General features: G+C 70.9%; 16 protein-coding genes and 1 pseudogene. 8 read left to right on the plus strand and 9 right to left on the minus strand.

Going from position 1 to position 23,049, the window contains the following annotated elements; all coding sequences use genetic code 11:
* Positions 1–55: 55 nt before the first annotated feature.
* From FV234_RS19475 to FV234_RS19490, 4 genes are all read right to left on the minus strand, one after another.
* Positions 56–1,606 (minus strand): type II and III secretion system protein family protein, encoded by a 1,551-nt coding sequence (locus FV234_RS19475; protein WP_147831154.1) that lies wholly within the window; start codon positions 1,604–1,606, stop codon positions 56–58.
* A 56-nt stretch (positions 1,607–1,662) separates the two neighbouring features.
* Positions 1,663–2,457: a Flp pilus assembly protein CpaB gene (gene cpaB / locus FV234_RS19480; RefSeq protein ID WP_147831156.1), complete on the minus strand. Its 795-nt coding sequence runs from the start codon at positions 2,455–2,457 to the stop codon at positions 1,663–1,665.
* 131 nt (positions 2,458–2,588) lie between these two features.
* Entirely contained in the window at positions 2,589–3,110 is a 522-nt protein-coding gene (locus tag FV234_RS19485) for a prepilin peptidase (RefSeq protein ID WP_246686235.1), read from the minus strand.
* A 371-nt stretch (positions 3,111–3,481) separates the two neighbouring features.
* Positions 3,482–3,646: a Flp family type IVb pilin gene (locus tag FV234_RS19490; protein WP_147753451.1), complete on the minus strand. Its 165-nt coding sequence runs from the start codon at positions 3,644–3,646 to the stop codon at positions 3,482–3,484.
* A 323-nt stretch (positions 3,647–3,969) separates the two neighbouring features.
* Here FV234_RS19490 and FV234_RS19495 point away from each other — a divergent pair, with 323 nt between their 5' ends.
* Positions 3,970–4,485 (plus strand): pilus assembly protein N-terminal domain-containing protein, encoded by a 516-nt coding sequence (locus FV234_RS19495; protein WP_147831160.1) that lies wholly within the window; start codon positions 3,970–3,972, stop codon positions 4,483–4,485.
* Positions 4,486–4,510: 25 nt separating this feature from the next.
* Here the strand turns inward: FV234_RS19495 and FV234_RS19500 are convergent, their stop codons facing one another.
* Positions 4,511–5,602, minus strand: coding sequence for an aminotransferase class V-fold PLP-dependent enzyme (locus FV234_RS19500; protein WP_246686236.1), 1,092 nt, complete (start codon positions 5,600–5,602; stop codon positions 4,511–4,513).
* A 64-nt stretch (positions 5,603–5,666) separates the two neighbouring features.
* Positions 5,667–6,764 (minus strand): S-methyl-5-thioribose-1-phosphate isomerase, encoded by a 1,098-nt coding sequence (gene mtnA / locus FV234_RS19505; RefSeq protein WP_147831164.1) that lies wholly within the window; start codon positions 6,762–6,764, stop codon positions 5,667–5,669.
* Between the two features lie 224 nt (positions 6,765–6,988).
* Here mtnA and FV234_RS19510 point away from each other — a divergent pair, with 224 nt between their 5' ends.
* The 6 genes from FV234_RS19510 (at position 6,989) to FV234_RS19535 (ending at position 15,236) form a co-directional block, all read left to right on the plus strand.
* Positions 6,989–9,709, plus strand: a complete 2,721-nt coding sequence (locus FV234_RS19510) for a DNA translocase FtsK (RefSeq protein WP_147831166.1) — start codon at positions 6,989–6,991, stop codon at positions 9,707–9,709.
* 285 nt (positions 9,710–9,994) lie between these two features.
* A complete protein-coding gene (gene gntA / locus FV234_RS19515) occupies positions 9,995–10,690 on the plus strand; it encodes a guanitoxin biosynthesis heme-dependent pre-guanitoxin N-hydroxylase GntA (protein ID WP_147753454.1) in 696 nt (231 codons plus the stop codon).
* Entirely contained in the window at positions 10,683–11,309 is a 627-nt protein-coding gene (locus FV234_RS19520; protein WP_147753446.1) for an urea carboxylase-associated family protein, read from the plus strand. Before gntA ends, FV234_RS19520 begins: the two co-directional genes overlap by 8 nt.
* Before the next feature lie 80 nt (positions 11,310–11,389).
* Positions 11,390–11,542 (plus strand): DUF3096 domain-containing protein, encoded by a 153-nt coding sequence (locus FV234_RS19525; protein ID WP_147753445.1) that lies wholly within the window; start codon positions 11,390–11,392, stop codon positions 11,540–11,542.
* Between the two features lie 206 nt (positions 11,543–11,748).
* Positions 11,749–14,439: a pyruvate, phosphate dikinase gene (gene ppdK / locus FV234_RS19530; protein WP_147831167.1), complete on the plus strand. Its 2,691-nt coding sequence runs from the start codon at positions 11,749–11,751 to the stop codon at positions 14,437–14,439.
* A 554-nt stretch (positions 14,440–14,993) separates the two neighbouring features.
* On the plus strand, positions 14,994–15,236 hold the full coding sequence (locus FV234_RS19535; protein ID WP_147831169.1) for a hypothetical protein: 243 nt from the start codon (positions 14,994–14,996) through the stop codon (positions 15,234–15,236).
* Positions 15,237–15,265: 29 nt separating this feature from the next.
* On the opposite strand, the pseudogene FV234_RS19540 reads toward FV234_RS19535, so the two are convergent.
* The 3 genes and pseudogenes from FV234_RS19540 to FV234_RS19550 all read right to left on the minus strand — a co-directional run bounded on the left by FV234_RS19540 (position 15,266) and on the right by FV234_RS19550 (position 20,802).
* Positions 15,266–16,705: pseudogene (locus FV234_RS19540) on the minus strand (DUF882 domain-containing protein).
* Positions 16,706–17,022: 317 nt separating this feature from the next.
* The gene (locus FV234_RS19545) at positions 17,023–19,146 is read right to left on the minus strand and encodes a L,D-transpeptidase family protein (protein WP_147753633.1); all 2,124 of its coding nucleotides are present in this window, start codon (positions 19,144–19,146) and stop codon (positions 17,023–17,025) included.
* Between the two features lie 162 nt (positions 19,147–19,308).
* Positions 19,309–20,802 (minus strand): sigma-54 dependent transcriptional regulator, encoded by a 1,494-nt coding sequence (locus FV234_RS19550; RefSeq protein WP_147753634.1) that lies wholly within the window; start codon positions 20,800–20,802, stop codon positions 19,309–19,311.
* Between the two features lie 280 nt (positions 20,803–21,082).
* Here FV234_RS19550 and FV234_RS19555 point away from each other — a divergent pair, with 280 nt between their 5' ends.
* On the plus strand, positions 21,083–22,957 hold the full coding sequence (locus FV234_RS19555; protein WP_147753635.1) for a M3 family oligoendopeptidase: 1,875 nt from the start codon (positions 21,083–21,085) through the stop codon (positions 22,955–22,957).
* Positions 22,958–23,049 lie beyond the last annotated feature (92 nt).

Consider the following 23,049-nt stretch of genomic DNA (forward strand, 5'->3'; position numbering starts at 1 on the left):
GGCTGGGGGGATCGCGCGGCGCCGGGCGCCGCGACGCGAAGGGTCCGAAGGGTTCTCAGTCGGTGATGAAGCCGACGCGGCCGCGGTAGCCGCGCCCGAGGGGGGCGGTGCCGACGGTGCCGTAGACGCGGTTGATCTGCCCGAGCAGGATCGCCTGGCCGTCGGTGGCGTCGACGAAGGCGTCGTCGGGGCGCGTCACCTGGCGGGGCTCCATCGCCTTGGCGATGTAGGGGGTGACCATGATCATCAGCTCGGTCTCCTGCCGCTGGTAGTCGCGCGAGCGGAACAGGGCGCCGAGGATCGGCAGGTTGATCAGGCCAGGCAGGCCGCTAATCGATGCCTTGTTCTTCTGCTGGATCAGGCCCGCCGTCATCATCGTGGCGCCGGAAGCTAATTCTACAGTCGTCTCGGACTTGCGTACTGTCAGGCCGGGAACGGCGGTAGTGGCGTTTCCACTGACGAAGCTGAAGGAATTCTGCGGATCGATTTCGCTCACTGACGTGCCGACGCGGACGGAAATGCGGTTCTCGGCCATCACAACTGGGGTGAAGTTGAGCGTGACGCCGTAGGGCTTAAAGGTGATACCGACGACACAAACGGGCTGTGCACCGACGGTCCCTGCCGAACAACTCTGGCTCGACGGAACCGGCAATTCGCCGCCAGCGGTGAAGGTCGCCGATTCACCCGAGATGGCGGTGAGCGTTGGCTCGGCTAATACGCGCGATACACCAGCTTGTTCGAATGCTTTTAGAGTCGCATCAATGCCTGGCCCTGGACGCAAACCTGTTTTCGGATCAATAGCTGCACCAATTAGACCAGAAAAAAGATTTGGAGAGGGAAATTGTCCACCGGAGAGCGACAATGGTGCCGTATTGACGAGATTCAGGCCCGACCAGCTGCCGCTGACGTTGATCCCGAACTGCTTGAGCACGGTGCGTGAGACCTCGACCACGGTGACGCGCAGCATCACCTGATCCTTGTTGCGGATCGTGAGGTTGTTGATCACCGCGCCGCGCGTGGCGGCGCCGCCCGCGGCGGCACCCGCGCCGCCTCCCCCGGAGAAGCCGACGAAGGCGTTGGCGATGTCGATCGCCTGCTGCGCCTCCGACGACGAGCCGACCGACCCCGACAGCAGGATCGAATCGCCGGTGACGCGCACGTCGAAGCGGCCGCCGGGAATGCTCTGCCCGAGGAGCTGACGCAGCGCCCCGAGCTTGAGGTCGCGCGCCACCGTGACGTCGAGCGCCGCGATCTGGCGGCCCTCGGCGTCGAGGATGAAGATCGAGGTCGCACCGTCGGCCATGCCGATGACGAAGACCTTGCGGGTCGAGCGCACCACGGCGTTGGCGACCGCGGGGTTGGCGACGAACACCTCCTTGGCGTCGCGCGGCAGGTCGACGATCACGGAGCGGCCCGCGGTCAGCTCGATCTTGCGGGTCGTGGTCGCCTCGGCCTGCCCCACGGACAGCACCGGGGCGGGGCCGAGCACGGCGCGCTCCTGCGCCGAGGCCGGCGCGGTCCCTACCGCGGCCACCAGGGCGAGCAGGGCGGCGAGCGAGCGGGCGCGTGGGTGGGCGAGGGCGCCCGCGGGAGGGCCGGCGGCCATGGATCCGGACTCCGTCATCGGCTGCACCTCGTCGTGCGGTTCGGACATCTTGGGGCTCACCGGGTCTGCTGCCGGCTGACGCCGAAGCGCATCACCGTCAGGGCCGCCTCCTGGGGAGCGGCCTCGGCCTCCGGCGGACGGCCGGAATCGGCGAGGCTGCGCAGGGCGAGCGAGAGGGAGCCGACCTTCTGGGCCAGCGTGATCTTCTCGGCCTGGCCGGGGGTCAGGGCGAGGGTGGCGGTCTCGCCGGTGACGACGTTGGTGCCGTTCTTCTCCTGGATCAGCTGGCCGACGGCGAGGACGCGCACGTCGGTCAGTATGGTCTGGGAGACCTGGACGTCGCTGCCGGTCGACTTCGAGTTTTCCTCGTCCCGGAAGGTGCGGATCACGTCGACGCGGTCGTTGGGCAGGATGAAGCCGCCGGCCGAGTTGGTGCCGCGGCTGTCGGTGACGATCGCCACGGCGCGCATCCCGGCGGGCAGGATCGCGGCCATGAAGCCGCTGTCGGGGCGCACGAGCTTCTGCGGACGGATCGGCTCGCCGGACAGGAAGGCCGAGCGGGTCGTCGCGCCGGCCGTCTCCTCCAGCGCCTTCGGCACGTCCTTGCGAGTGATGTAGCCCGGGGTCAGCGCGTCGTCGGGCCATTTCTGCCAGCGCAGGTCGGCCGGCTGCAGCACCTGCCCCATCGGCAGCTCGGCGGCCGCGACGAGGACGTCGGTGGTCGGCGCCGCGGGCGCCTCGACCTTGACGACCGTCGGCGGGGGCGGCGGGTCGCCGCCGCTCATCAGGAAAGCCGCTCCACCGCCCGCGACGAGGGCGATGGCGAGGACGGCAAGACGCGCTGGTTTCATCGTCGGGCCAAAGCAGGGGACGGCAGGAGTGCCATCCGTTTCCCGACGGTAGGGGCGAAGTCCTCAAATTAGGGTTAAGGAGCGATGACCGCCCGGCTTTTGCCGATGTCCTGTTGCGGACGGCCCGAACGTCAGCCGCCGAGGGCGCGCGTCCAGACCAGCGTCTCTGGCAGGATCACCAGGGCGGAGGCCGCCAGCGCGATGCCGTAAGGGATGCCGGTCTTGGCGTCGTGCAGGTGTAGCGCGAAGGGCAGGCGGGCGACGGTCCGAGGCAGGGGATGGCTGCGCGCGAGCAGGATCGCCAGGGTCAGCGCCCCGCCGAAGATCGAGGCGACCAGAAGGTAGTCGAGGAGCTGGTCGAACCCGATCCAAAGCGCGGTCGCCGCCGCGAGCTTGGCGTCGCCGCCGCCGATCTTGCCCAGCGCGAACAGGGTGAAGGTGACGGCGAGCACGAGTGCGCCGGCCGCGAGGTGCATCCCGATCTCGGGCAGGCTGAACAGGCCGGTGGCGGCCACCGCGCAGAAGCCGGCGATCAGTGCCAGCGAGATGCGGTTCGGGATCAGCATCGTAAGGAGGTCGCTCGCCGCGGCGTAGGCCATGAAGAACGGAAAGACGACCAGGAGCCCGAAGCCCGCCAGACCGGTGCTTGCCATCACGCTCGCCATGACCGTTGCCATCATCCTTGCCGCCGTCGACGTGGCGTTCGAGCCCCAGTGTCGGGCGAGGGCATGAAGAAAGCGCAAATTACGGCCGGGAGAGCCGGGGCGTCGCGCAAGACGCCGGCCTCGCGGTCGACGACGCGAAGCCGATCCCGCCACCGCGGGATCGGCTTTGGCCCGCGAGGGGGCAGGGCATGCGCGACCGCGACCGGACGCATCGCACCCCGATGTCTCGTTCCGCTTCCGCGACGAACCGGCGGTCCGCCGCCTTCGTCGCCCGATCCCCTGGCCGCCTCCCATGGGGAGCCGGGGGATCGGGTCGTTGCCGCCGACTTTGCCGTCTTCGGTTGCCCGAAGCCGACCGATCAGCCGAGCTGGGTCGAGATGTTGGTGAACGCGCCGTTCAGCTTGGTGCCGATGACCTTCAGGGTGCCGATGATCACGACGGCGATGAGGGCGGCGATCATGCCGTATTCGATGGCGGTGGCGCCGGACTCGTCGGAAGCGAACTTCTTGAACATGGTCTTCATGGTTGTGATCCTTGGTCGAACACACTTGCGAGGTGAACCGTCGAAGATCTGCTGTTTCGATCGGCGGCAGACGAAGAATGGCCGCCTTGCCTTGCCATTCGGTTAAATCGGTCCGCGAAAGCGGTCACCGAGGCCAAGACCTTCGGCATGGTGAAGAAAGCGTAAGATTTGGCGAGAACCGTGCCGGCCGCTTTAGCGCTTCTTTCACCAAATCCGTGTTGTCTCTTGTGACGAGCGGGTCGCCAGCTCCGTAGCACCGCACCTGCCTGCGGCGGCGACGCCTCGGCCCCGCACCCCAGCGTATGGATGAGTTCGAACAGCCGATGCGCCCGACCCAGCCCCGCCTCACCCTGCATGCCTCGAAGGCGAAGCGCCTGCCGAGCGCGGCCCTTGCCGTCGCGCTGCTCGTCACAGCAGCCCCGGCGCTGCGGGCCGAGACGCTGCCGGTCGTCACGGTGGTGGTCGACAACGCCAAGGTCATGCGCCTGCCGGAGCGGACGCAGACGGTGATCGTCGGCAACCCGATCATCGCCGACGTGACGCTGCAGAAGAACGGCGTGCTGGTGCTGACCGGCAAGAGCTTCGGCGCGACCAACCTGATCGCCCTCGACGCGGCCGGCGCGATGCTGGCCGAGACGACGATCCGGGTCGAGGCCTCCCAAACATCGGTGATCACCGTCCAGCGCGGCGCCGAGGAGCGGAACTCGTATTCCTGCACGCCGTACTGCCAGCCCTCGGTGCAGCTCGGCGACTCGACCAAGTATTTCGGCGAGGTCAGCGGCCAGGCCGAGAGCCGCCGCAGCCTCGCCACCGCCGGGTCGACGCCGGCCGGGCACTGACGCTTCGGGCTGCCCGGAGCGTCAGCTAACCGCCGCCGCGACCGGGCAGCACCGCCTCCAGCGCCGCCAGCACCCGCGACAGGTCGGCCTCGTCGACCCAGACGTGCGGGCTGATCCGAAGGCGGCCGAGCCGGGCGCTGACGAAGACGTTCCGATTTCGCAGTTGCGCGACGAGACCCTCCGCGTCGACGCCCGGCACCGTGAGGCCCAGGATGTGCGGGCAGCGCAATGCGCGCGGCGGAACCGCGAGGCCCAGGGCCTCCACACCGTCGGCGAGGCGGTCGGTCGAGGCCCGGAGCCGGCCCGCGATCGCCGGCACACCCCAGCCCGCGACCAGTTCCAGCCCCGTGGCCGCCATCGGCAGGCCGACCGGATCGTGGCATTCGCCCCGGTCGTAGCGGCGCGCGCCCACGGCCGGCGGGCGGTTGCCGGCGTTCTCCGCGAGCGGCGCCCCGTCCTGGCGGTGAGGCGCCGCATAGAGGAAGGCGAGGCTGTAGGGGCCGAGCACCCACTTGTAGGTCGGGAAGGCCAGGAAGTCGGGCTTCCACCGCGCCACGTCGATGGGCACGGCGCCGACCGCCTGGGTCGCATCCACCACCAGGGCGGCGCCGGCCGCGCGGACGGCCGGGGCGAGGCGGTCGAGGTCGATGACCGTGCCGTCGGCCCAGTGCAGCGGCGTCAGGGTCGCGACCGCGAGCGGCGGCGCGCCGGGGCGGGCGACCGCTTCGAGGAGCGCCGCGGTCCAGTCGCCGTCGGCCGGGCGCGGCACCGCCTCGACGACCATGCCGGACTCGGCGGCGACGCGGTCGAAGGCGTAGCAGAGGGACGGGAACTCCTCGGCCACCCGCAGGATGCGGCCGCCCGGGACCGGTACGATCCCCCGAGCCGCGATGGCGATCGCGTCGGCCACCGATCCGACGACGGCGACGTCGTCGGCCGACGCGCCGATCAGGCCGGCGGCCGCGCGGCGCGCCCGCTCGGTCCAGGGCGGCACCTCGGAGCGCGGATGGGCCCAGGGCAGGCTCTTGACCCGCATGCCGGCCTCGCCCGCCGCCCGCACGCTGCGCGGAAGCGGCGACCAGGCCGCGGCGTCGAGGTAGGCGACCTCCGCCGGCACCTCGAACAGGTGCCGCTGGCAGGCGAGAATGGGAGGCGCGGAGGTGATCGTCGAAAACCTCCCCTCAGGCGGCCTGGCGCCGCTCGGGATAGAGGCCGAGCAGCCCCTCGGTGTCGGCCCGCGCGATGCCGCGCTCGGTGATCAGGCCGGTGACGAGACGGCCGGGGGTGACGTCGAAGGCCGGGTTGGCGACGGGGCTGCCCGGCGAGACCACCTCGACCGTGGCGAAGCCGCCGTCGGCCAGCCGGCCGGTGAGGTGGGTGACCTCGCGCGCGTCGCGCTCCTCGATCGGGATCTCGGCGACGCCGTCTCGCAGGGTCCAGTCGATCGTCGAGAACGGCAGCGCCACGTAGAACGGGATGCCGTTGTCGTGGGCGGCGAGGGCCTTCAGGTAGGTACCGATCTTGTTGCAGACGTCGCCGGACGCGGTGGTGCGGTCCGAGCCGACGATGCAGAGGTCGACCTGGCCGTGCTGCATCAGGTGGCCGCCCGCGTTGTCGGCGACGACGGTGTGCGGCACCCCGTGGCCGTTGAGCTCGAAGGCGGTGAGCGCGGCACCCTGGTTGCGCGGCCGGGTCTCGTCGACGATCACGTGGACCGGCAGGCCGGCTTCGTGCGCGACGTAGATCGGCGCCAGCGCCGTGCCCCAGTCGACGGTGGCCAGCCATCCGGCGTTGCAATGGGTCAGGACGTTGACGGTCCGGCCGGTCCGCTGCGCGATCTCGGCGATCAGGCCGACGCCGTGGTTGCCGATGGCGCGGCAGCTGGCCACGTCCTCCTCGGCGATGCGGCCGGCCTCGGCGAAGGCGCGGGCGAACCGCTCCGGCGCCTGCACCTGGCGCAGGTTGCCGGCGACGCGGTCGAGGGCCCAGCGCAGGTTGATCGCCGTCGGGCGGGTGGCGGCGAGCGCCGCCACGGCGTGGTCGAGGCCGGCGTTCGAGGCGTCCTCGCGCATGGCGAAGGCGAGGCCGTAGGCCGCGGTCACGCCGATCAGCGGCGCGCCGCGCACCACCATGGTGCGGATCGCGCGTGCGGCGCCGTCGAGGCTCGCCAGCCGCTGCAGCTCGAAGGCGAAGGGCAGGCGGGTCTGGTCGATGACCTGGACGCTGACGCCGTCCGGGTCGGGGAAGATGGTCCTGTAGGGGCGTCCGTCGATCTGCATGGCCCCGGTTTGCCATATCGAATCGCGTTTTGCACCCTCGCGGACGTCCCGCGCGGGATCGCGACGGCGGGGACGGGTCGCGCCCGATCGCCGCGCGTTCCGAGAACGTGCCGCCTCTCGGCGAAGGCCGGCAGGGAGGCGTCAGGACTTTTTCAACCTTAAATGCGCGTTAACGGAAGGGGCCTAGCCTCGGGGTCAGAGTCTCCTTTCGCGTCCGGTCCCGCATGCGCTCGCTTCGCCGCCCCGCGTCGCCCTACGACACCTTCGTCGACACGCTGCGCCCGTTCCTGGCGCGGCGGCTGACGGAACTCGGCGGGCTCGTCCTGTTCACGGGTGCGATCGGGCTGACCGTCGCGCTGGCGACGTGGTCGATCGACGACCCCAGCCTGAACCACGCCACCGACCACCTCGCCCACAACGTCCTCGGCCAGCCCGGCGCCGTGGTCTCGGATCTCGCGATGCAGATCCTCGGCCTCGGCGCGCTCGCCTTCGTGCTGCCGCCGGCCCTGTGGGGCATCCGCCTGATGCGCGAGCGCGACCTGCCGAACGGCGGGATGCGGATCGCGCTTTGGATCATCGGCTTCTGCGCCGCGAGCGCGGTGGCCAGCGCCCTGCCGCCGACCGCCCGCTGGCCGCTGCCGACTGGACTCGGGGGCGTCGCGGGCGACGCTCTGATGTCGGCTGCACGCACCATCGTCGGCGCGATCTCGCAGGCCGGCGCGGCGCTGGTCGGCTTCGTCTACGCCGGCGTCGCGATCCTCAGCCTCACGGCCGCCTGCCGCGTCGGCCCCGCCCTCGAGGAGGCGGACGAGGACCTGCCGCCCGTCGCGGCGCAGGCCAACCGCCCGCGCCGGACCCATCCGGATGCGAGCCAGGACCGCCGACAGGACCGCGGGTACGACGAGCGCGACGAATCCGACGAGCCGGGGCTCGGCATCGTCGGCTTCGGCACCGTCCTCCAGGCGGCGATGCGCGGCCGGGCGGCCTTGGCCGAGCGCTGGGAGATGTGGCGGGCGCAGCGCTTGGGCGTCGGCGGCCTGAGCTTCGCCGGCGCCTCGCCGGCGCTCGCCGCCCGGCGCGCCTTCTCCGACGAGGACCTACCCTGGGCGAGCCAACTGCCGAACGGCGGCCGCGCGGCCGAGCCGCGCCGCGAGCCGGTCTTCGAGCCGCGCGGGGAGCAAGCTTCACCTGAATTCGCGCCTCATGACACGACCCTTGGCGCGCCGCAGGCCCGGCGTCCGATCCCCGTCGTCCACGACGACGAGGAGTTCGAGGGCGAGGATGCGCCCGCCGCCGTCCCGGCAGAGGTCGCGGCCTCCCGCGTCTCCGCGCCGGTCGCGCCGGTGGCGCAAGCCCGTCGCCCGGCGCCGATGAGCGACCCGAACGATTACCGCCATCCGGCGCTCGATCTCCTGGCCGAGCCGCGCGGCCCCTCGCAGGCGAGCCTGGTCTCGGCCGACGCGCTGGAGCAGAACGCGACCCTTCTGGAGGCGACGCTGGGCGATTTCGGCGTACGCGGCGACATCCTCGCGGTGCGCCCCGGCCCGGTCGTGACTCTCTACGAATTGGAGCCGGCCCCCGGCACCAAGTCCTCCCGGGTGATTTCGCTCGCCGACGACATCGCCCGCTCGATGTCGGCGGTCTCGGCCCGCGTCGCCGTGGTTCCCGGCCGCAACGCCATCGGCATCGAGCTGCCGAACGCGCGGCGCGAGACGGTTTACCTGCGCGAGCTCCTGGCCTCGGTCGACTTCGTCGAGACCAAGCACAAGCTCGCGCTTTGCCTCGGCAAGAACATCGGCGGCGAGCCGATCATCGCCGACCTCGCCCGCATGCCGCACCTGCTGGTGGCCGGCACCACCGGCTCGGGCAAGTCGGTGGCGATCAACACCATGATCCTCAGCCTGCTCTACCGGATGAAGCCGGAGGAGTGCCGCCTGATCATGGTCGACCCGAAGATGCTGGAGCTGTCCGTCTACGACGGCATCCCGCACCTGCTCTCGCCCGTCGTCACCGACCCCAAGAAGGCGGTCATCGCCCTCAAGTGGGCCGTGCGCGAGATGGAGGAGCGCTACAAGAAGATGTCCAAGGTCGGCGTGCGCAACATCGACGGGTTCAACGCCCGGCTCGACGAGGCGCGCCAGCGTGGCGAGGTCCTGACCCGCACCGTCCAGACCGGGTTCGACCGGCAGACCGGCGAGGCCGTCTACGAGAACGAGGAGATGGACCTCTCCCCGTTGCCCTACATCGTGATCGTGGTCGACGAGATGGCCGACCTAATGATGGTGGCCGGCAAGGACATCGAGGGTGCGATCCAGCGTCTGGCGCAGATGGCGCGGGCGGCCGGCATCCACCTGATCATGGCGACGCAGCGTCCGTCGGTGGACGTGATCACCGGCACGATCAAGGCGAACTTCCCGACGCGGATCAGCTTCCAGGTGACGAGCAAGATCGACTCGCGCACGATCCTCGGCGAGATGGGCGCCGAGCAGCTCTTGGGCCAGGGCGACATGCTGTTCATGGCCGGCGGCGGTCGCACGACGCGCGTGCACGGGCCGTTCTGCTCGGACTCGGAAGTCGAGAGCGTGGTCGCCCACCTCAAGCGCCAGGGCCGGCCGGCCTACCTCGAGGCGGTCACCGCCGACGACGGGTCGGAGGACGCTCCCAAGGGCTCGGCCCCGGTCGCAGGCCGCGGCGGCGACGCGCTGGAAGTGGACGGCGCGGTGTTCGACCAGGGCTCGTTCGGCGAGGCCGGCGGCGACCTCTACGACCAGGCCGTCCAGGTCGTGCTGCGCGACAAGAAGGCGTCCACAAGCTACATCCAGCGCCGCCTGCAGATCGGCTACAACCGCGCCGCCTCGATCATGGAGCGCATGGAGCAGGAGGGCATCGTCGGCGGTGCCAACCATGCCGGCAAGCGCGAGATCCTGGCCGAAGCCGAGGGCTGAGGCGCCCAGCGCGCGCCCCGATCCCCAGCGATCGGATCGCCGGGGCGCGGACGTCGCCCCGCGCCGACGCTGTCCACAGGCGTGTGCGACCGATCGCGGCGGACTTGCGCGGGACCAGGAACCGCACCGGCTGAGGCCGGTTCCCCCGATCCGGACGGCGATCTGCCTCCGGCATCGGCAACCGTGCCGCAAAATTCATCGCAGACGCGGGTTCTCATGCTTTCCTACGCGGACAACCGCGGGTTTTCGCTCGCCACCGACCTGTCCACTCTGCACCCGGCGCCGATCCGGATGCCGCGGGACGACGCCGACCATCCGCTGGCGGCGCAGTTCCGGGACTTCATCCGGGCTCAGCCCTTCCCTTGCGTCGGCGCCAAGTCGGCCCTGTCGCGGGGGCGGATGAAGATCGTGGTCGCCCGCGACATCACCTCCGGCTGGGACGACACACGCATCTATCCGGCGCTGCTGGCGTTCATCGCCCGCTACCGCGCCCAGCCCGACCTGTTCCAGAGCTTCGCCATCGTGTTCGAGGGGCCCGGCGACCTCTCCGAGCAGGCCTTCGAGGAGAACCTGTGGGCGCGGGCGCAATCGCTCTCGGACAAGGACGGCTTCCTCGGCCAGGCCTACGACCGGCGCGTCTCCGCCGACCCGGAGGACGCGCACTTCTCGCTCAGCTTCGGCGGCGAGGCGTTCTTCATCGTCGGCCTGCATCCGGGGGCGAGCCGGCCGGCCCGGCGCTTCAGTTCGCCGGTCCTGGTCTTCAACCTCCACGACCAGTTCGAGCGGCTCCGCGCGGAAGGCCGCTACGAGAAGCTGCGCGAGAACATCCTGGCGCGCGACGCGGCCTTCGCCGGCTCGCTCAACCCGATGCTGTCCCGGCACGGCGAGGTCTCGGAGGCGCGCCAGTACAGCGGGCGTGCGGTCGATTCCGACTGGGCCTGCCCGTTCAGCGGGCGCACGAAGGGCGGCGGCGATGTCTGAGGCGCATTCGGCCTGCGGGCACCACACCATCGCGCCGCGCTCGGGCACGGCCTTCACCCTCGACAAGGGCCAGTTCCTGGTGGTCACCGACCCGCAGGGCGAGCAGGTCGCGGACTTGCTGGCGTTCAACCGCGGCGACCTCGACGAGGTGATCTCGTCGGGCCGGACGCTGGATTACGCCAGCCGGATCTACCTGACGACGGGCGACCCGCTCTACTCGAACCGCTCGAACGTGATGCTGCGCATCGTCGAGGACACGGTCGGCCGGCACGACTTCCTCCTGACGCCGTGCTCGGCCGACACCTTCCGCATCATCTACGGCGACGCCGAGCCGCATCGCGGATGCTTCGGCAACCTCGCGGCCGCCCTCGAACCCTTCGGCATCGGGCCGGACCGCATCCCGGTGGCGTTCAACGTCTTCATGAACGTCACCGTCGACGGGCACACGGGCGCGCTGAAGGTCGAGCCGCCCCTGAGCCGCGCCGGCGACCGGATCGTGTTCGAGGCGATGCAGGACCTCGTGATCGGGCTCACCGCCTGCTCGGCGCTGCAATCGAACAACTTCGCCTTCAAGCCGATCCACTACGCGGTCGAGGCGTCCTGGCCACTGAGGGCCTGAGCGCCGCGTCGGCGGGAACCTTGCGGCCACCGCACGCGTCGCCCTCCTGCGGCCAAGCTCGGTCGCAGGAGGGCGTTGCCATGACCATCTCGATCTCGCACCTGCAGCCGGTCATCGCGATCCTGGCCGGGATCCTGATTCTGATCGCGCCGCGGCTTCTCAACTACATCGTCGCGATCTACCTCATCGCCGTCGGGGTGATTGGCCTCGGCCTGTTCCGCGGTCTATCCTGATCCCTGCGGAGCCGGTCGCGGCTGACAACCGGCGCGGAGCGTCACGCGGCGGGAGACCTTGGGCGGCGGCGTTCATCTTGCGTTGCAACACCGGATGGTCCAACCCGAACCGATAAGCTCGAGGGCCGAAAACCACCTCGATGCGAGACCCTTTTGACGCAAGATCCCTGGCAACCAGGTCCTCTTGCACGACGGACGGAATCGATATGACGAGCGGCACCGCGAAGTGGGTCTACACCTTCGGCGACGGCAAGGCCGAGGGCAAATCGCAGATGCGCGACCTGCTCGGCGGCAAGGGGGCGAACCTCGCCGAGATGTCCAATCTCGGCCTGCCGGTGCCCCCGGGCTTCACCATCACCACCGAGGTCTGCACCGCCTACTACGAGAACGGGCAGACCTATCCATCCGAGCTGAAGGCCCAGGTCGCGACCGCCCTGGACCAGGTCGGCGCGATCACCGGCAAGACCTTCGGCGACGCCTCCAACCCGCTTCTCGTCTCCGTGCGCTCGGGCGCCCGCGCCTCGATGCCGGGCATGATGGACACCGTGCTCAACCTCGGGCTGAACGACGCCACCGTCGCGGCGCTCGCCGAGAGCTCGGGCGACCCACGCTTCGCCTACGATTCCTACCGCCGCTTCATCACCATGTACTCGAACGTGGTGCTCGGCGTTGAGCACCACGCCTTCGAGGAGGCGCTGGAGCACTACAAGGAGGGCAAGGGCTTCGACCTCGACACCGAACTCGGCGCCGAGGACTGGAAGCACCTGATCGAGAAGTACAAGACGATCGTCGTCGACGAGCACGGCTCAGCATTTCCCCAAGGCGCCGAGGATCAGCTCTGGGGCGCCATCGGCGCGGTGTTCGACTCGTGGATGATCCCGCGGGCGAAGAAGTACCGCGAGCTCAACGCCATCCCCGAGAGCTGGGGCACCGCCGTCAACGTCCAGGCCATGGTGTTCGGCAACATGGGCGACACCTCGGCCACCGGCGTCGCTTTCACCCGCAATCCGTCCACCGGCGAGCGCGCGCTCTACGGCGAGTTCCTGATCAACGCGCAGGGCGAGGACGTCGTCGCCGGCATCCGCACGCCGCAGGACATCACCGAGAAGGCGAGGCTCGAGGCCAAGTCCGAGAAGCCGTCGATGGAGCGGGCGATGCCCGAATCCTACGCCGAGCTGACGCGGATCTACGAGATCCTCGAAAAGCACTACCGCGACATGCAGGACATGGAGTTCACCATCGAGAGCGGGAAGCTCTGGATGCTCCAGACCCGCAACGGCAAGCGCACCGCCAAGGCGGCGCTCCGCATCGCCGTGGATCTGGCCGGCGAGGGCCTGATCACGCAGGAGGAGGCGATCAGCCGGATCGAGCCCGGCGCCCTCGACCAACTCCTGCACCCGACGATCGACCCGAAGGCCGAGCGCAAGGTGATCGCGCAAGGGCTGCCGGCCTCGCCCGGCGCCGCCACCGGCGAGATCGTGTTCAACTCCGAGGACGCCGAGACCCTGCGCAAGGCCGAGCGCAAGTGCATCCTCGTGCGCATCGAGACGAGCCCCGAGGACATCCACGGGATGCACGCCTCCGAGGGCATCCTGACGACGCGCGGCGGCATGACCAGCCATGCGGCGGTCGTCGCCCGCGGCATGGGCAAGCCTTGCGTCTCGGGCGTCGGCTCGATCCGGATCGACTACAAGGCGCAGACCCTGTCCGTCGGCGGCGTGACCCTCAAGGCCGGCGACCGCATCACCATCGACGGCTCGACGGGGCAGGTGCTCCAGGGCGAGGTGACGATGCTGGCGCCCGAGCTGTCGGGCGACTTCGCCACCCTGATGGGCTGGGCCGACGCCTACCGCACCATGAAGGTGCGCGCCAACGCCGACACCCCGACCGACGCCCGCACCGCCCGCGACTTCGGCGCGGAGGGGATCGGCCTTTGCCGGACCGAGCACATGTTCTTCGAGGGCGACCGCATCATCGCGGTGCGCGAGATGATCCTGGCCGACGACGCGGAAGGCCGCCGCGCGGCGCTCGCCAAGATCCTGCCCTACCAGCGCCAAGACTTCGTCGAGCTGTTCACGATCATGTCGGGCCTGCCCGTCACGATCCGCCTGCTCGATCCGCCGCTGCACGAGTTCCTGCCGCACTCGGACGCCGAGGTACGGGAGGTGATGGACGCCACCGGCATCGCGGAGGACAAGATCCGCCACCGGATGCGCGAGCTTTCCGAGTTCAACCCGATGCTCGGCTTCCGCGGATGCCGCCTCGCCATCGCCTTCCCCGAGATCGCGGAGATGCAGGCCCGCGCGATCTTCGAGGCCGCGATCCAGGCGGCGCAGGAGACCGGGGCGCCGGTCACCCCCGAGGTGATGGTGCCGCTGGTGTTCTCGCGCGCCGAGTTCGACATCGTGAAGGGCCGCATCGACGCCACCGCCAAGGCGGTGTCGGAGGAGGCCGGCAAGGCGATCGACTACCAGGTCGGCACCATGATCGAGCTGCCGCGCGCCGCGCTCAAGGCCAACGAGATCGCGGTGACGGCGGAGTTCTTCTCCTTCGGCACCAACGACCTCACGCAGACGGCGCTCGGCATCTCCCGCGACGACGCGGCGACCTTCCTCGGGCCCTACACGCAGAAGGGCATCCTCGCCGCCGACCCGTTCGTGACGATCGACCAGGAAGGCGTCGGCGAGCTGGTGCGGATCGGCGTCGAGCGCGGCCGCTCGGTCCGCCCCGACATCAAGCTCGGCATCTGCGGCGAGCACGGCGGCGACCCGGCCTCGATCGGCTTCTGCCAGGAGGTCGGCCTCGACTACGTCTCGTGCTCGCCCTACCGCGTGCCGATCGCGCGCCTCGCCGCCGCGCAGGCCGCCCTCGGCAAGGTCTCGGCGAAGGAAGGCTAGGGGGGCTTTCGCGAGGCTCGACCATCGCCGCCGGAGCCGATCCCGGCGCGAATCCCTTCTCCCGGACGGGCGAGAATTCACAGATCGCTGCTTCTGGCGGCTCGCTATGCGCGCATCCCCTCGCCCCGCCTGCGGGGAGAGGGCTTTGCCGACCTCGTCGTCGGCGAAGCGAGGCGGCAGCCGAGGGTGAGGGGGCTCGAACGAAAGAGGCTCCTCCGTTCGCGCCGCCTCACCGTCGCTTCGGCTTCGCCTCTCGCTTCCCGGCTGCACGACGAGGTGCAGCCGGGCCTCTGTCCGCAAGCGGGGAGAGGGGAAACCCGCGCCTGTTCCGAAGCTGTACTCCATCAACGAATGGGATGGGCCGGACAGGAGAGCGAGCCGCATCGGCGCCTCCGGCAACCCGCCGTCAACCACCTGAAAAAAACCTGCGGAAATAACGGAACCGGGCCGGCGAACCTCTGCCTTAGGCCTGCGTTGGATGATAGTGGCGAATCGGATGCGCGAGAGCGATCGACGGTCCGCCCGGACGTCAGTCATCCGCGGGAACGCCGGCCATGAACGACTCGTCCTCGTCGCAGCTCTATCTCGGGGAAAACCCCCGTACCGTGCCGATCCCGAAGGCGGTCGCGCGGGCCTACCTGTGGCTTGTCGGCGCCGGCACGCTGTTCGGGGTGATCGGCTTCGCCGTGGCGTCCCAGAGCAGCCTCGACGCCGCCCGCGTCGCCGGCGCCAACGGCGGCTACGCCGCGACCCTGGTCTCGGCGATGAGCGTCACCCAGGGCCGCCGCCTGCCCTGAGCGAGCGCCGAGGACGCAAGACTTCTCATTCAGCGCGTACCGGGAACCGCCCGGGTCGCCGAGCCCGTGAAGCGCACGGCCGTGAGGTCGTCGCCGGGGCTGCGGCGGCCGAAACGCGTCGTCACCGTGTCCGGCGAGGCGGCGACGACGCCGGCGGGCGCCGCGTCGGCGCGTGCGCGAGTCTGCGCCACGCGGACGGGCGCGACGCGGCTCGCCGGATGGGTTGCGTCGGACTCGATCGAGACCGTGGCGAACAGTGCCCGCAGCTGCGCCTTGGCGTCGGCGTCGGCCGGGACGAGGCGGTTGGCCGGGCGCGGCGCGGGCCGGTCCGAGACCGCCGCGAGGCTCGTGGACAGGCTCGCCATGCCGACGTTGCCGAGGCCGGCGAACTGCGCCGGGCGCGGCGGGGGCAGGGGCATCGCGAGCGCGGCGGCCGCCCCCGCGCGCGCCAATTAGGCGGGCCGGCGCGGCGGCAGCGGCGCCGCCACGCTCGACATCAGCGCGGCGTCGATGGCCTCGGCGGGCTTCGCGACCGCCGGCTCGCCGGTGAGCAGCGCCTTGGCATCGCGCCCGTCGCGGCGAAGCATCGCCTCGCGGAGCGCGCCGTCGGCAACCGGCGCCGTCGGTGCGGCGTAGGCCAGGGCCGCGCGGGCGCCGGAGGTGTCCTCCGGGTCGGCGCTCGCCACGGCGACCACCGGCTTCGGCCTTCCGCGCGGCGCTGCGACAGGCGCCGGAGCCGGGTCGCTCCGGCCGCCGAACAGGCCGGCGAGGAACCCGACGAGGCTCGGGCCCTCCTCCTCGTCGGCGGAGGCGATCTGCGAGGACACGCCGAGCACGGTGCCGCCGCGGGCCAGGATCTCGGCGCGGGCCTCCTCGTAGCGCGGGAACGGCCGGTTGTCGGAGGCCAGGTGGACGGTCTTGCCGTCGGGGAACAGGCGCGCGAGCTGGTCGTGGCTCATCCGCGGCCACATGCGGACCGAGCCGACGTCGAGGTGGACGAAGGGCGAGCCGGCATGCGGATACCAGCCGACGCCGCCGCGCTGCATCTGCAGCCCGACCGCGCGGATGTCGTCGATCGAGACGCCGGGCAGGTAGAAGTCCATCGCCTTGCCGAGCATGTGCTGGCTGTACTCGGCCACCGCCTTCGAGCGGCGGCGCAGCATCGCGTTGGTGCCGGGCGAGCGATAGGCCGAGACGACGTGGATCGGCTCGGAGGCGCCGACCTGTCGATAGGCCTCCCATACCGTGTCGAACAGGCGCGGGTCCATCTTGGTCGGCTCGTCGATGCGCCAGTCGCGCAGGAGCCAGTTCAGCTGCTCCAGGGCCGCGCGGTCGTAGCGCCCGTCGCGCTTGAACGTGATGGTCGCGCTTTCCTTGGTGTGGGTGTGGAAGATCGTCAGCGAACGGGTGTCGCCGTTGGCGACCGCATCCTGGGTGCCGGTGGTCCCCGCCGCCAGCGCCATGACCATGCCGGACAGGCCGAACAGGATTCGCCGAAGACGAGAGGGCCGGGGCGTCGTCTGGCTCGGCGTCGGCACGATCGTCTCACCCCTCGGACGCGGCCCGCGCTGCGCGCGGGACCATGGTGAACGCAAGGTTGCCGAAAACCGTGAAGACCGGGTTATCGGCGCCCCCTGCAGGACACCCGCGATTCCCTTACGGCTAAGTCTGGACCGTGGCGAAATCGTGCCGGCAAGCGTGCCGGCGCACGTCACCGCGCCGGTGATGCGGACGGGTCACGGGAAGCCCCGCCGGAGGCGAACGCCAGACCGGCAAAGCGGCCGGATCACCACCAGCTGCGCGAAACCGGAGCGGGGTTCGGGGTCCACAGGCCGGGCTCGCCGAACTCGGGCGCCGGGGCCTCTGCGCTCGCCCGCACGGCACGGCGCGGCACGGCGGAGTGGCGCGGCTTGGGCGGCGCCGGCACGGAGACGGCCTCCGCCGTCCTGCGTGTCGGCTCGGACGGGCGGATCGCCGGGGAGACCCTGGCCATCGCGCCGCCGCCCCCGAGGCCGAGGGCCGCGCGCATCGGCGCATCGTAGCCGTAGAGGTCGGGCAGCGTGCGGTAGCTGCCGCCGTCGTCGACGGTGGCCGTGAAGTAGGCGAGGTGCACCGGCAGCTTGTGCTCCAGGCGGATGGTGCGCTCGCCTTTGCCGACGAGCTTCTTCAGGCGCTCCTCGGTCCAGTTCGGCAGCACCACGTCGGCGAAGCGGAACGGGTCGTCGACGCGGATGCAGCCGTGGCTGAGCGCCCGCTCCGAGCGCGAGAACAGCGAGCGGTTCGGCGTGTCGTGCAGGTACACGGCATGCTGGTTGGGGAACATGAACTTGATGAAGCCGAGCGCGTTCTTCTCGCCCGGCGGCTGGCGCAGCGAGACGTGGCCGCCGCGGCGCACGATCTCGTAGCCACCCCAGGTGCTGCCGCCGTAGCTCGCGATCTTCGGCAGCATGGTCTTCAGGATCGAGGGCGGGACGTACCACGACGGGTTCACCACCGCGTATTCCATCAGCCCGGAGAACAGGGGCGTGCGCGAATCCGGCTTGCCGACGATGACGCGCGCCTCGTCGCGCTGGCGCCCGTCGCGGAACACCCGCAGGCGGAACTCGGGCACGTTGACCAGCACGTAGTCGGGCCCGAGATCGCTGCCGAGCCAGCGCCAGCGCTCCATGTTGACGATCAGCGCCGCGTCGTCGCCCACCGGCCGCACGATCCCGGCCTGACCGGCCCCTTGTCCCGCGCCCTGCGCCAGCGCCACCACGGTCTGGACGTTGAGGACGCCGTTGCCGGGCAGCCCACGGCTCCGCTGGAACCCGGCAACTGCGGCGGCGACGCCGGAATCGTACTCCTCCGCGTCGCCCGGGGGGGCGTCGAGGGTGCCGGCCTTCCGGCTTTCGAGATCGAAGTGGGCGCGCAGCAGCGGCACGCGCGCATCGCGCATGCCGACGCGCAGGGCCGGCCCGGGCGGAAGCCGCAAAGCGGCCGCCGCGGGACGCGCGTCCTCCTTGACGGCCGGGGCGCGCGCCACCGAGAGGCGGCTCTTCAGGGCGAGGTAGCCGGGCGAATGCGGGTTGTAGGCCTGGAGCAGGTCGCCGGCGCTGCCGCCGGCGCCGGCCAGGCTCGACAGCACCGTGTCGGCGGCCGGCAGGTCGAGGGTCGGGGTGATCAGCCGCGAGATCGCCGCGAGGTTCAGCCGCCCGCCGCGTGCGTCGCGGGCATAGAGGGCGGCGGCGGCCGAGAGTTTCAGGTCGGCCTCGGCGAGGGCGGCGAGATTGTCTGATCCGGCCGCGCTCTCGCCCGTCCCCGGATTGTCCGGCTTGGCGGCCTTCGGGAGCGCCGGCACCGGATAGGCGCGGGCGTCGAGGCCGTCCTCAGGCGCCGCCGCGAGGCGCGCGGCCACGGCCTTCGCCGCCGGCGTGTAGGCGCCGTCCACGATCCAGACCGGCTTGAAGGCGCCGAGCGCGTAGAAGGCCTGGATCGACTCGCGCTCCTTGGTGGTCAGCCGGGCGAGCAGCGGAGCGGAGGCGGCGAGGCGGTTGAACACGGCCGCCGCCTGCGGGTCGCTCGGCGCGGTCGGGGCCGCGGTGACGGCAGGGCGCTCGGGCGAGGGCGCCTCGGATCGTGCCGGATCGGCCTTCGCCGGCTCCGACGGCGTCACCGCCTCGAGGCCGGTGGCCGGGGGCGGCAGGCTCGGATCGGAGGCGGACGCCTTGTCCGGGCCCGACGCTTTATCGAGGTTGGAGGTCCTGTCGCCGTCGAAGGGCTTGTCCGGCGTCGCGGTCGCGACGGCGGCGGCCGGCGGGACGTCGTCGAGCCCGCCGCGGGCGGAGGCGGCCGTCGTCAGGACGCCCTGCGCGACGGAGCCGGCCAACAGGACGGCCAGGGCTGCTTGGGCCGAGCGCGAGACGCTCATCTGCGAACCTCCTGGGGACCGACCTCGAGGCCGCCCACAACCTTATCAGTATCTGCGCTCGCCCGATCGTGTGCAATCGCACCCCGTCCGCGCGCGCCGCAGAGTGCCGGCAAGTGTCTGATCCGCCACGCATCGAGCGCGGGCTTCCAGCCTTCAGGCCGATCAGGCCGCGGCGTCCTCGGCCTTGGCGTCGCCGTCGAGCCCGAGCTCCTTGAGCTTGCGATACAGGGTCGATCGGCCGATTCCGAGGCGGCGCGACACCTCCGACATCCGGCCGCGATAGAATTGCAGCGCGAAGCGGATGATCTCGGCCTCCAGCGCATCCATCGGCTTCATCTCGCCGGTATCCTCGACCACCAGCGACAGGGCGTGCGGATCGCGCACCTCGACGCGGACGATCTCGCGCACCGGCTCGGGCGAATGGGCCGACAGCATCGGCTGCACCGGGGCTGCCGGGATGCGCACGTCGAACCCCTCGACCTGGGCGGCGATCTGCGGGAACTCGGCCACCGTCAGCTCGTCGCCGTCGGCGAGGACGACGGCGCGGAACAGCGCGTTCTCCAGTTGCCGGACGTTGCCGGGCCAGCCGTAGCGGGTCAGCAGCGCCATCGCCTCGGCGGTGATCGCGCGGACGCGCTTGCCTTCCTCCGCCGCGAACCGGGCGCAGAACGAGCGCACCAGGTCGGGGATGTCCTCGCGGCGGGCGCGCAGCGGGGGCAGGGTCATCGGGAAGACGTTGAGGCGATAGTACAGGTCTTCGCGGAAACGCCCCTCCTTGACGAGGTCGAGGAGCGATCGGTTCGTCGCCGAGACCAGGCGGATGTCGACGCGCACGCTGCGCTTGCCCCCGACGGGGTCGACCTCGCCCTCCTGCAGCGCGCGCAGCAGCTTTACCTGAGCGTCGAGGGGCAACTCGCCGATCTCGTCGAGGAACAGCGTCCCGCCGGACGCCTCGACGAACTTGCCGGCATGGCGCTCGGTGGCGCCGGTGAAGGCGCCCTTCTCGTGCCCGAACAGGGTCGACTCGACGAGGTTGTCGGGGATCGCGCCGCAATTGACCGTGACGAAGGGCTTTCCGCGCCGCTCGCCCGAGCCCTGGATCGCACGGGCCAGCACCTCCTTGCCGACGCCGGACTCGCCCTCGATCAGCACCGGGATGTTGGACTTCGCGGCGCGCTCGGCCAGCCGGATCACCCGCTCCATGTCGGGCGACTTCGAGGTCAGGTCCTTGAAGCTGAGCGAGCCGGAGGCGCGGCGGCGCATGCGCCGGACTTCCTCCTCAAGGTGGTCGACCCGGAGCGCGTTCTTGATCGAGACCTGCAGACGCTCGGCGCCGGCAGGCTTGACCACGAAGTCGACGGCGCCGGCGCGCATCGCCGTGACGACGGCGTCGATCGACCCGTTGGCGGTCTGGACGATGACCGGGGTGTCGAGGCCGGATTTCCGCATCTCGGCCAGCACGCCGAGCCCGTCGAGGCCGCCGGGCATGACGAGGTCGAGGAGCACCACGTCGATCTCGGGGTGGGTCCGGAGCAGGGCGAGCGCGTCCGCACCGTTCTCCGCGAGCGTCGCCTCGAAGCCGAAGCGGCGCACCGTCGCCTCGGCGAGACGACGCTGAACGGGATCGTCGTCGACGATCAGGACCGTTGTCGCCATGCGGGCTCTTCCTCGCTGCCGCGGGTCGTCCGCGGCGCCGGACCTTGCGGGTTCCGGCGCCCGGCGCGACCGGCGGGTGTTTCGTTTCGAGCCGGAGCCTCGCCCAGATGCGTAAAGCGCCGCTTAACGACGACGGGAGATTTGCCGCAGCCGCCGCTTGCGTCCCCTTGCGCCTGAGGATTCCGGTTGAACGCCGTCGGCTGCGCTCGATATGAGGCAGGGCGGGGCCGTCGAGCCCCGGACAGGCGGCGCGACGCGCCGGCAACGCACCCGAGGATCTATGACCATTCGAGCCCTCGCCCCCGCTTGGTCACCGCTTCGGAGCGCCGAGGGCGCCGCCGCGGCGCGCGCCGCCGCCCACGCGGTCGACCTCGGGCCGCTCCCCGAATGGGACCTCGCCGACCTCTATTCCGGCCTGGACGCCCCGGACTTCCGCCGCGACCTCGCGAAAGCGGAGGCGGATTGCCGTTCCTTCTCCGAGACCTACGCCGGGAAGATCGCGCAGCTCGCGAGCGGCCCCGACGCCTCCGCCAGTCTCGCCGCCGCGGTCGCCGCCTACGAGGGCATCGAGGAGCTGCTCGGCCGGCTGATGTCCTATGCCGGGCTGGTCTATTCCGGCGACACCACCGACGAGGCGCGGGCGAAGTTCTACGGCGACACCCGCGAGCGCCTGACGAACGCCTCCGGCGACCTGCTGTTCTTCGCCCTCGAGCTCAACCGCATCGAGGACGCCGTGCTGGACGCGGCGATGGCCGGGGGGCCGCTCGCGCATTACGCCCCGTGGATCGAGGACCTGCGCCGCGAGAAGCCGTTCCAGCTCGAGGACCGGATCGAAAAACTGTTCCTGGAGAAGTCCGTCACCGCGAACGCGGCCTGGGACCGGCTGTTCAACGAGACCATCGCGGCGCTGCGCTTCCCGATCCAGGGCGAGCGGCTGCCGCTGGAGCCGACGCTGAACAAGCTTCAGGACCCGGACGGCGCGGTGCGCCGGGAGGCGGCCGGCGCGCTCAGCGAGGTGTTCCGCGAGAACCTGCGGGTGTTCACGCTGATCACCAACACGCTGGCCAAGGACAAGGAGATCTCGGACCGCTGGCGCGGCTTCAAGGACGTGGCGGATGCCCGCCACCTCTCGAACCGGGTCGAGCCGGAGGTGGTCGCCGCGCTCGTGGACGCCGTGCGCGAAGCCTATCCGCGGCTGTCGCACCGCTACTATCGCCTGAAGGCGAAGTGGTTCGGCGTCGAGGCGCTGCCCTACTGGGACCGCAACGCCCCGCTGCCGAAGGTCGAGCAGCGCACCATCCCCTGGACCGAGGCGCGCGACACGGTGCTCGACGCCTACAATGCGTTCTCACCGAAGATGGCCGGCATCGCGAGGGACTTCTTCGACCGGCGCTGGATCGACGCGCCGACGCGGCCCGGCAAGGCGCCCGGCGCCTTCGCGCACCCGACGGTGCCCTCGGTCCACCCCTACGTGCTCGTCAACTACCAGGGCAAGCCGCGGGACGTGATGACGCTGGCGCACGAACTCGGCCACGGCGTCCACCAGGTGCTGGCCGGCCACAACGGCGCGCTGATGGCGCCGACGCCGCTGACGCTGGCCGAGACCGCCAGCGTGTTCGGCGAGATGCTGACCTTCCGGCGCCTGCTGGCCGCGACCACGAACACGACCCAGCGCCGGGCGATGCTGGCCGCCAAGGTCGAGGACATGATCAACACGGTGGTGCGCCAGATCGCGTTCTACTCGTTCGAGCGCAAGGTCCACCTCGCCCGCGCCGAGGGCGAGCTGACGGCCGAGCAGATCAACGGCCTGTGGATGTCGGTGCAGGCCGAATCGCTCGGCCCGGCGATCACGCTCGATGCCGGATACGAGCCGTTCTGGGCCTACATCCCGCACTTCATCCACTCGCCGTTCTACGTCTACGCCTACGCCTTCGGCGATTGCCTGGTGAACTCGCTCTACGGGGTCTACGCCAAGGCCGAGGACGGCTTCGTCGAGCGCTACTTCGCCCTGCTCTCGGCCGGCGGCTCGAAGCCCTACGGCGAGCTCCTGGCCCCGTTCGGCCTCGACGCACGCGATCCCGGCTTCTGGCAGATCGGGCTCGGCATGATCGAGGGGATGATCGCGGAGCTCGAGGGGATGGAAGCCGAGGCCTGACCACCCGCGACCACGCCCATGAAAAGACCCGCGACGGGGCTGCCGTCGCGGGTCTTTTCATTTCAGGCTCGCAGTCTCAGGTTCGGCCGCGA

Origin of the sequence: Methylobacterium sp. WL8, assembly GCF_008040045.1 — a bacterium.
Lineage (GTDB): Bacteria > Pseudomonadota > Alphaproteobacteria > Rhizobiales > Beijerinckiaceae > Methylobacterium > Methylobacterium cerastii.

Bases quoted from the DNA above. Each gene is read 5' to 3' on its own strand.
- FV234_RS19475 (WP_147831154.1), bottom strand. From the start codon at position 1,606: ATGGCCGCCGGCCCTCCCGCGGGCGCCCTCGCCCACCCACGCGCCCGC.
- cpaB (WP_147831156.1), bottom strand. From the start codon at position 2,457: ATGAAACCAGCGCGTCTTGCCGTCCTCGCCATCGCCCTCGTCGCGGGC.
- FV234_RS19485 (WP_246686235.1), bottom strand. From the start codon at position 3,110: ATGGCAAGCACCGGTCTGGCGGGCTTCGGGCTCCTGGTCGTCTTTCCG.
- FV234_RS19490 (WP_147753451.1), bottom strand. From the start codon at position 3,646: ATGAAGACCATGTTCAAGAAGTTCGCTTCCGACGAGTCCGGCGCCACC.
- FV234_RS19495 (WP_147831160.1), top strand. From the start codon at position 3,970: ATGCGCCCGACCCAGCCCCGCCTCACCCTGCATGCCTCGAAGGCGAAG.
- mtnA (WP_147831164.1), bottom strand. From the start codon at position 6,764: ATGCAGATCGACGGACGCCCCTACAGGACCATCTTCCCCGACCCGGAC.
- FV234_RS19510 (WP_147831166.1), top strand. From the start codon at position 6,989: ATGCGCTCGCTTCGCCGCCCCGCGTCGCCCTACGACACCTTCGTCGAC.
- FV234_RS19520 (WP_147753446.1), top strand. From the start codon at position 10,683: ATGTCTGAGGCGCATTCGGCCTGCGGGCACCACACCATCGCGCCGCGC.
- FV234_RS19525 (WP_147753445.1), top strand. From the start codon at position 11,390: ATGACCATCTCGATCTCGCACCTGCAGCCGGTCATCGCGATCCTGGCC.
- ppdK (WP_147831167.1), top strand. From the start codon at position 11,749: ATGACGAGCGGCACCGCGAAGTGGGTCTACACCTTCGGCGACGGCAAG.
- FV234_RS19535 (WP_147831169.1), top strand. From the start codon at position 14,994: ATGAACGACTCGTCCTCGTCGCAGCTCTATCTCGGGGAAAACCCCCGT.
- FV234_RS19545 (WP_147753633.1), bottom strand. From the start codon at position 19,146: ATGAGCGTCTCGCGCTCGGCCCAAGCAGCCCTGGCCGTCCTGTTGGCC.
- FV234_RS19550 (WP_147753634.1), bottom strand. From the start codon at position 20,802: ATGGCGACAACGGTCCTGATCGTCGACGACGATCCCGTTCAGCGTCGT.
- FV234_RS19555 (WP_147753635.1), top strand. From the start codon at position 21,083: ATGACCATTCGAGCCCTCGCCCCCGCTTGGTCACCGCTTCGGAGCGCC.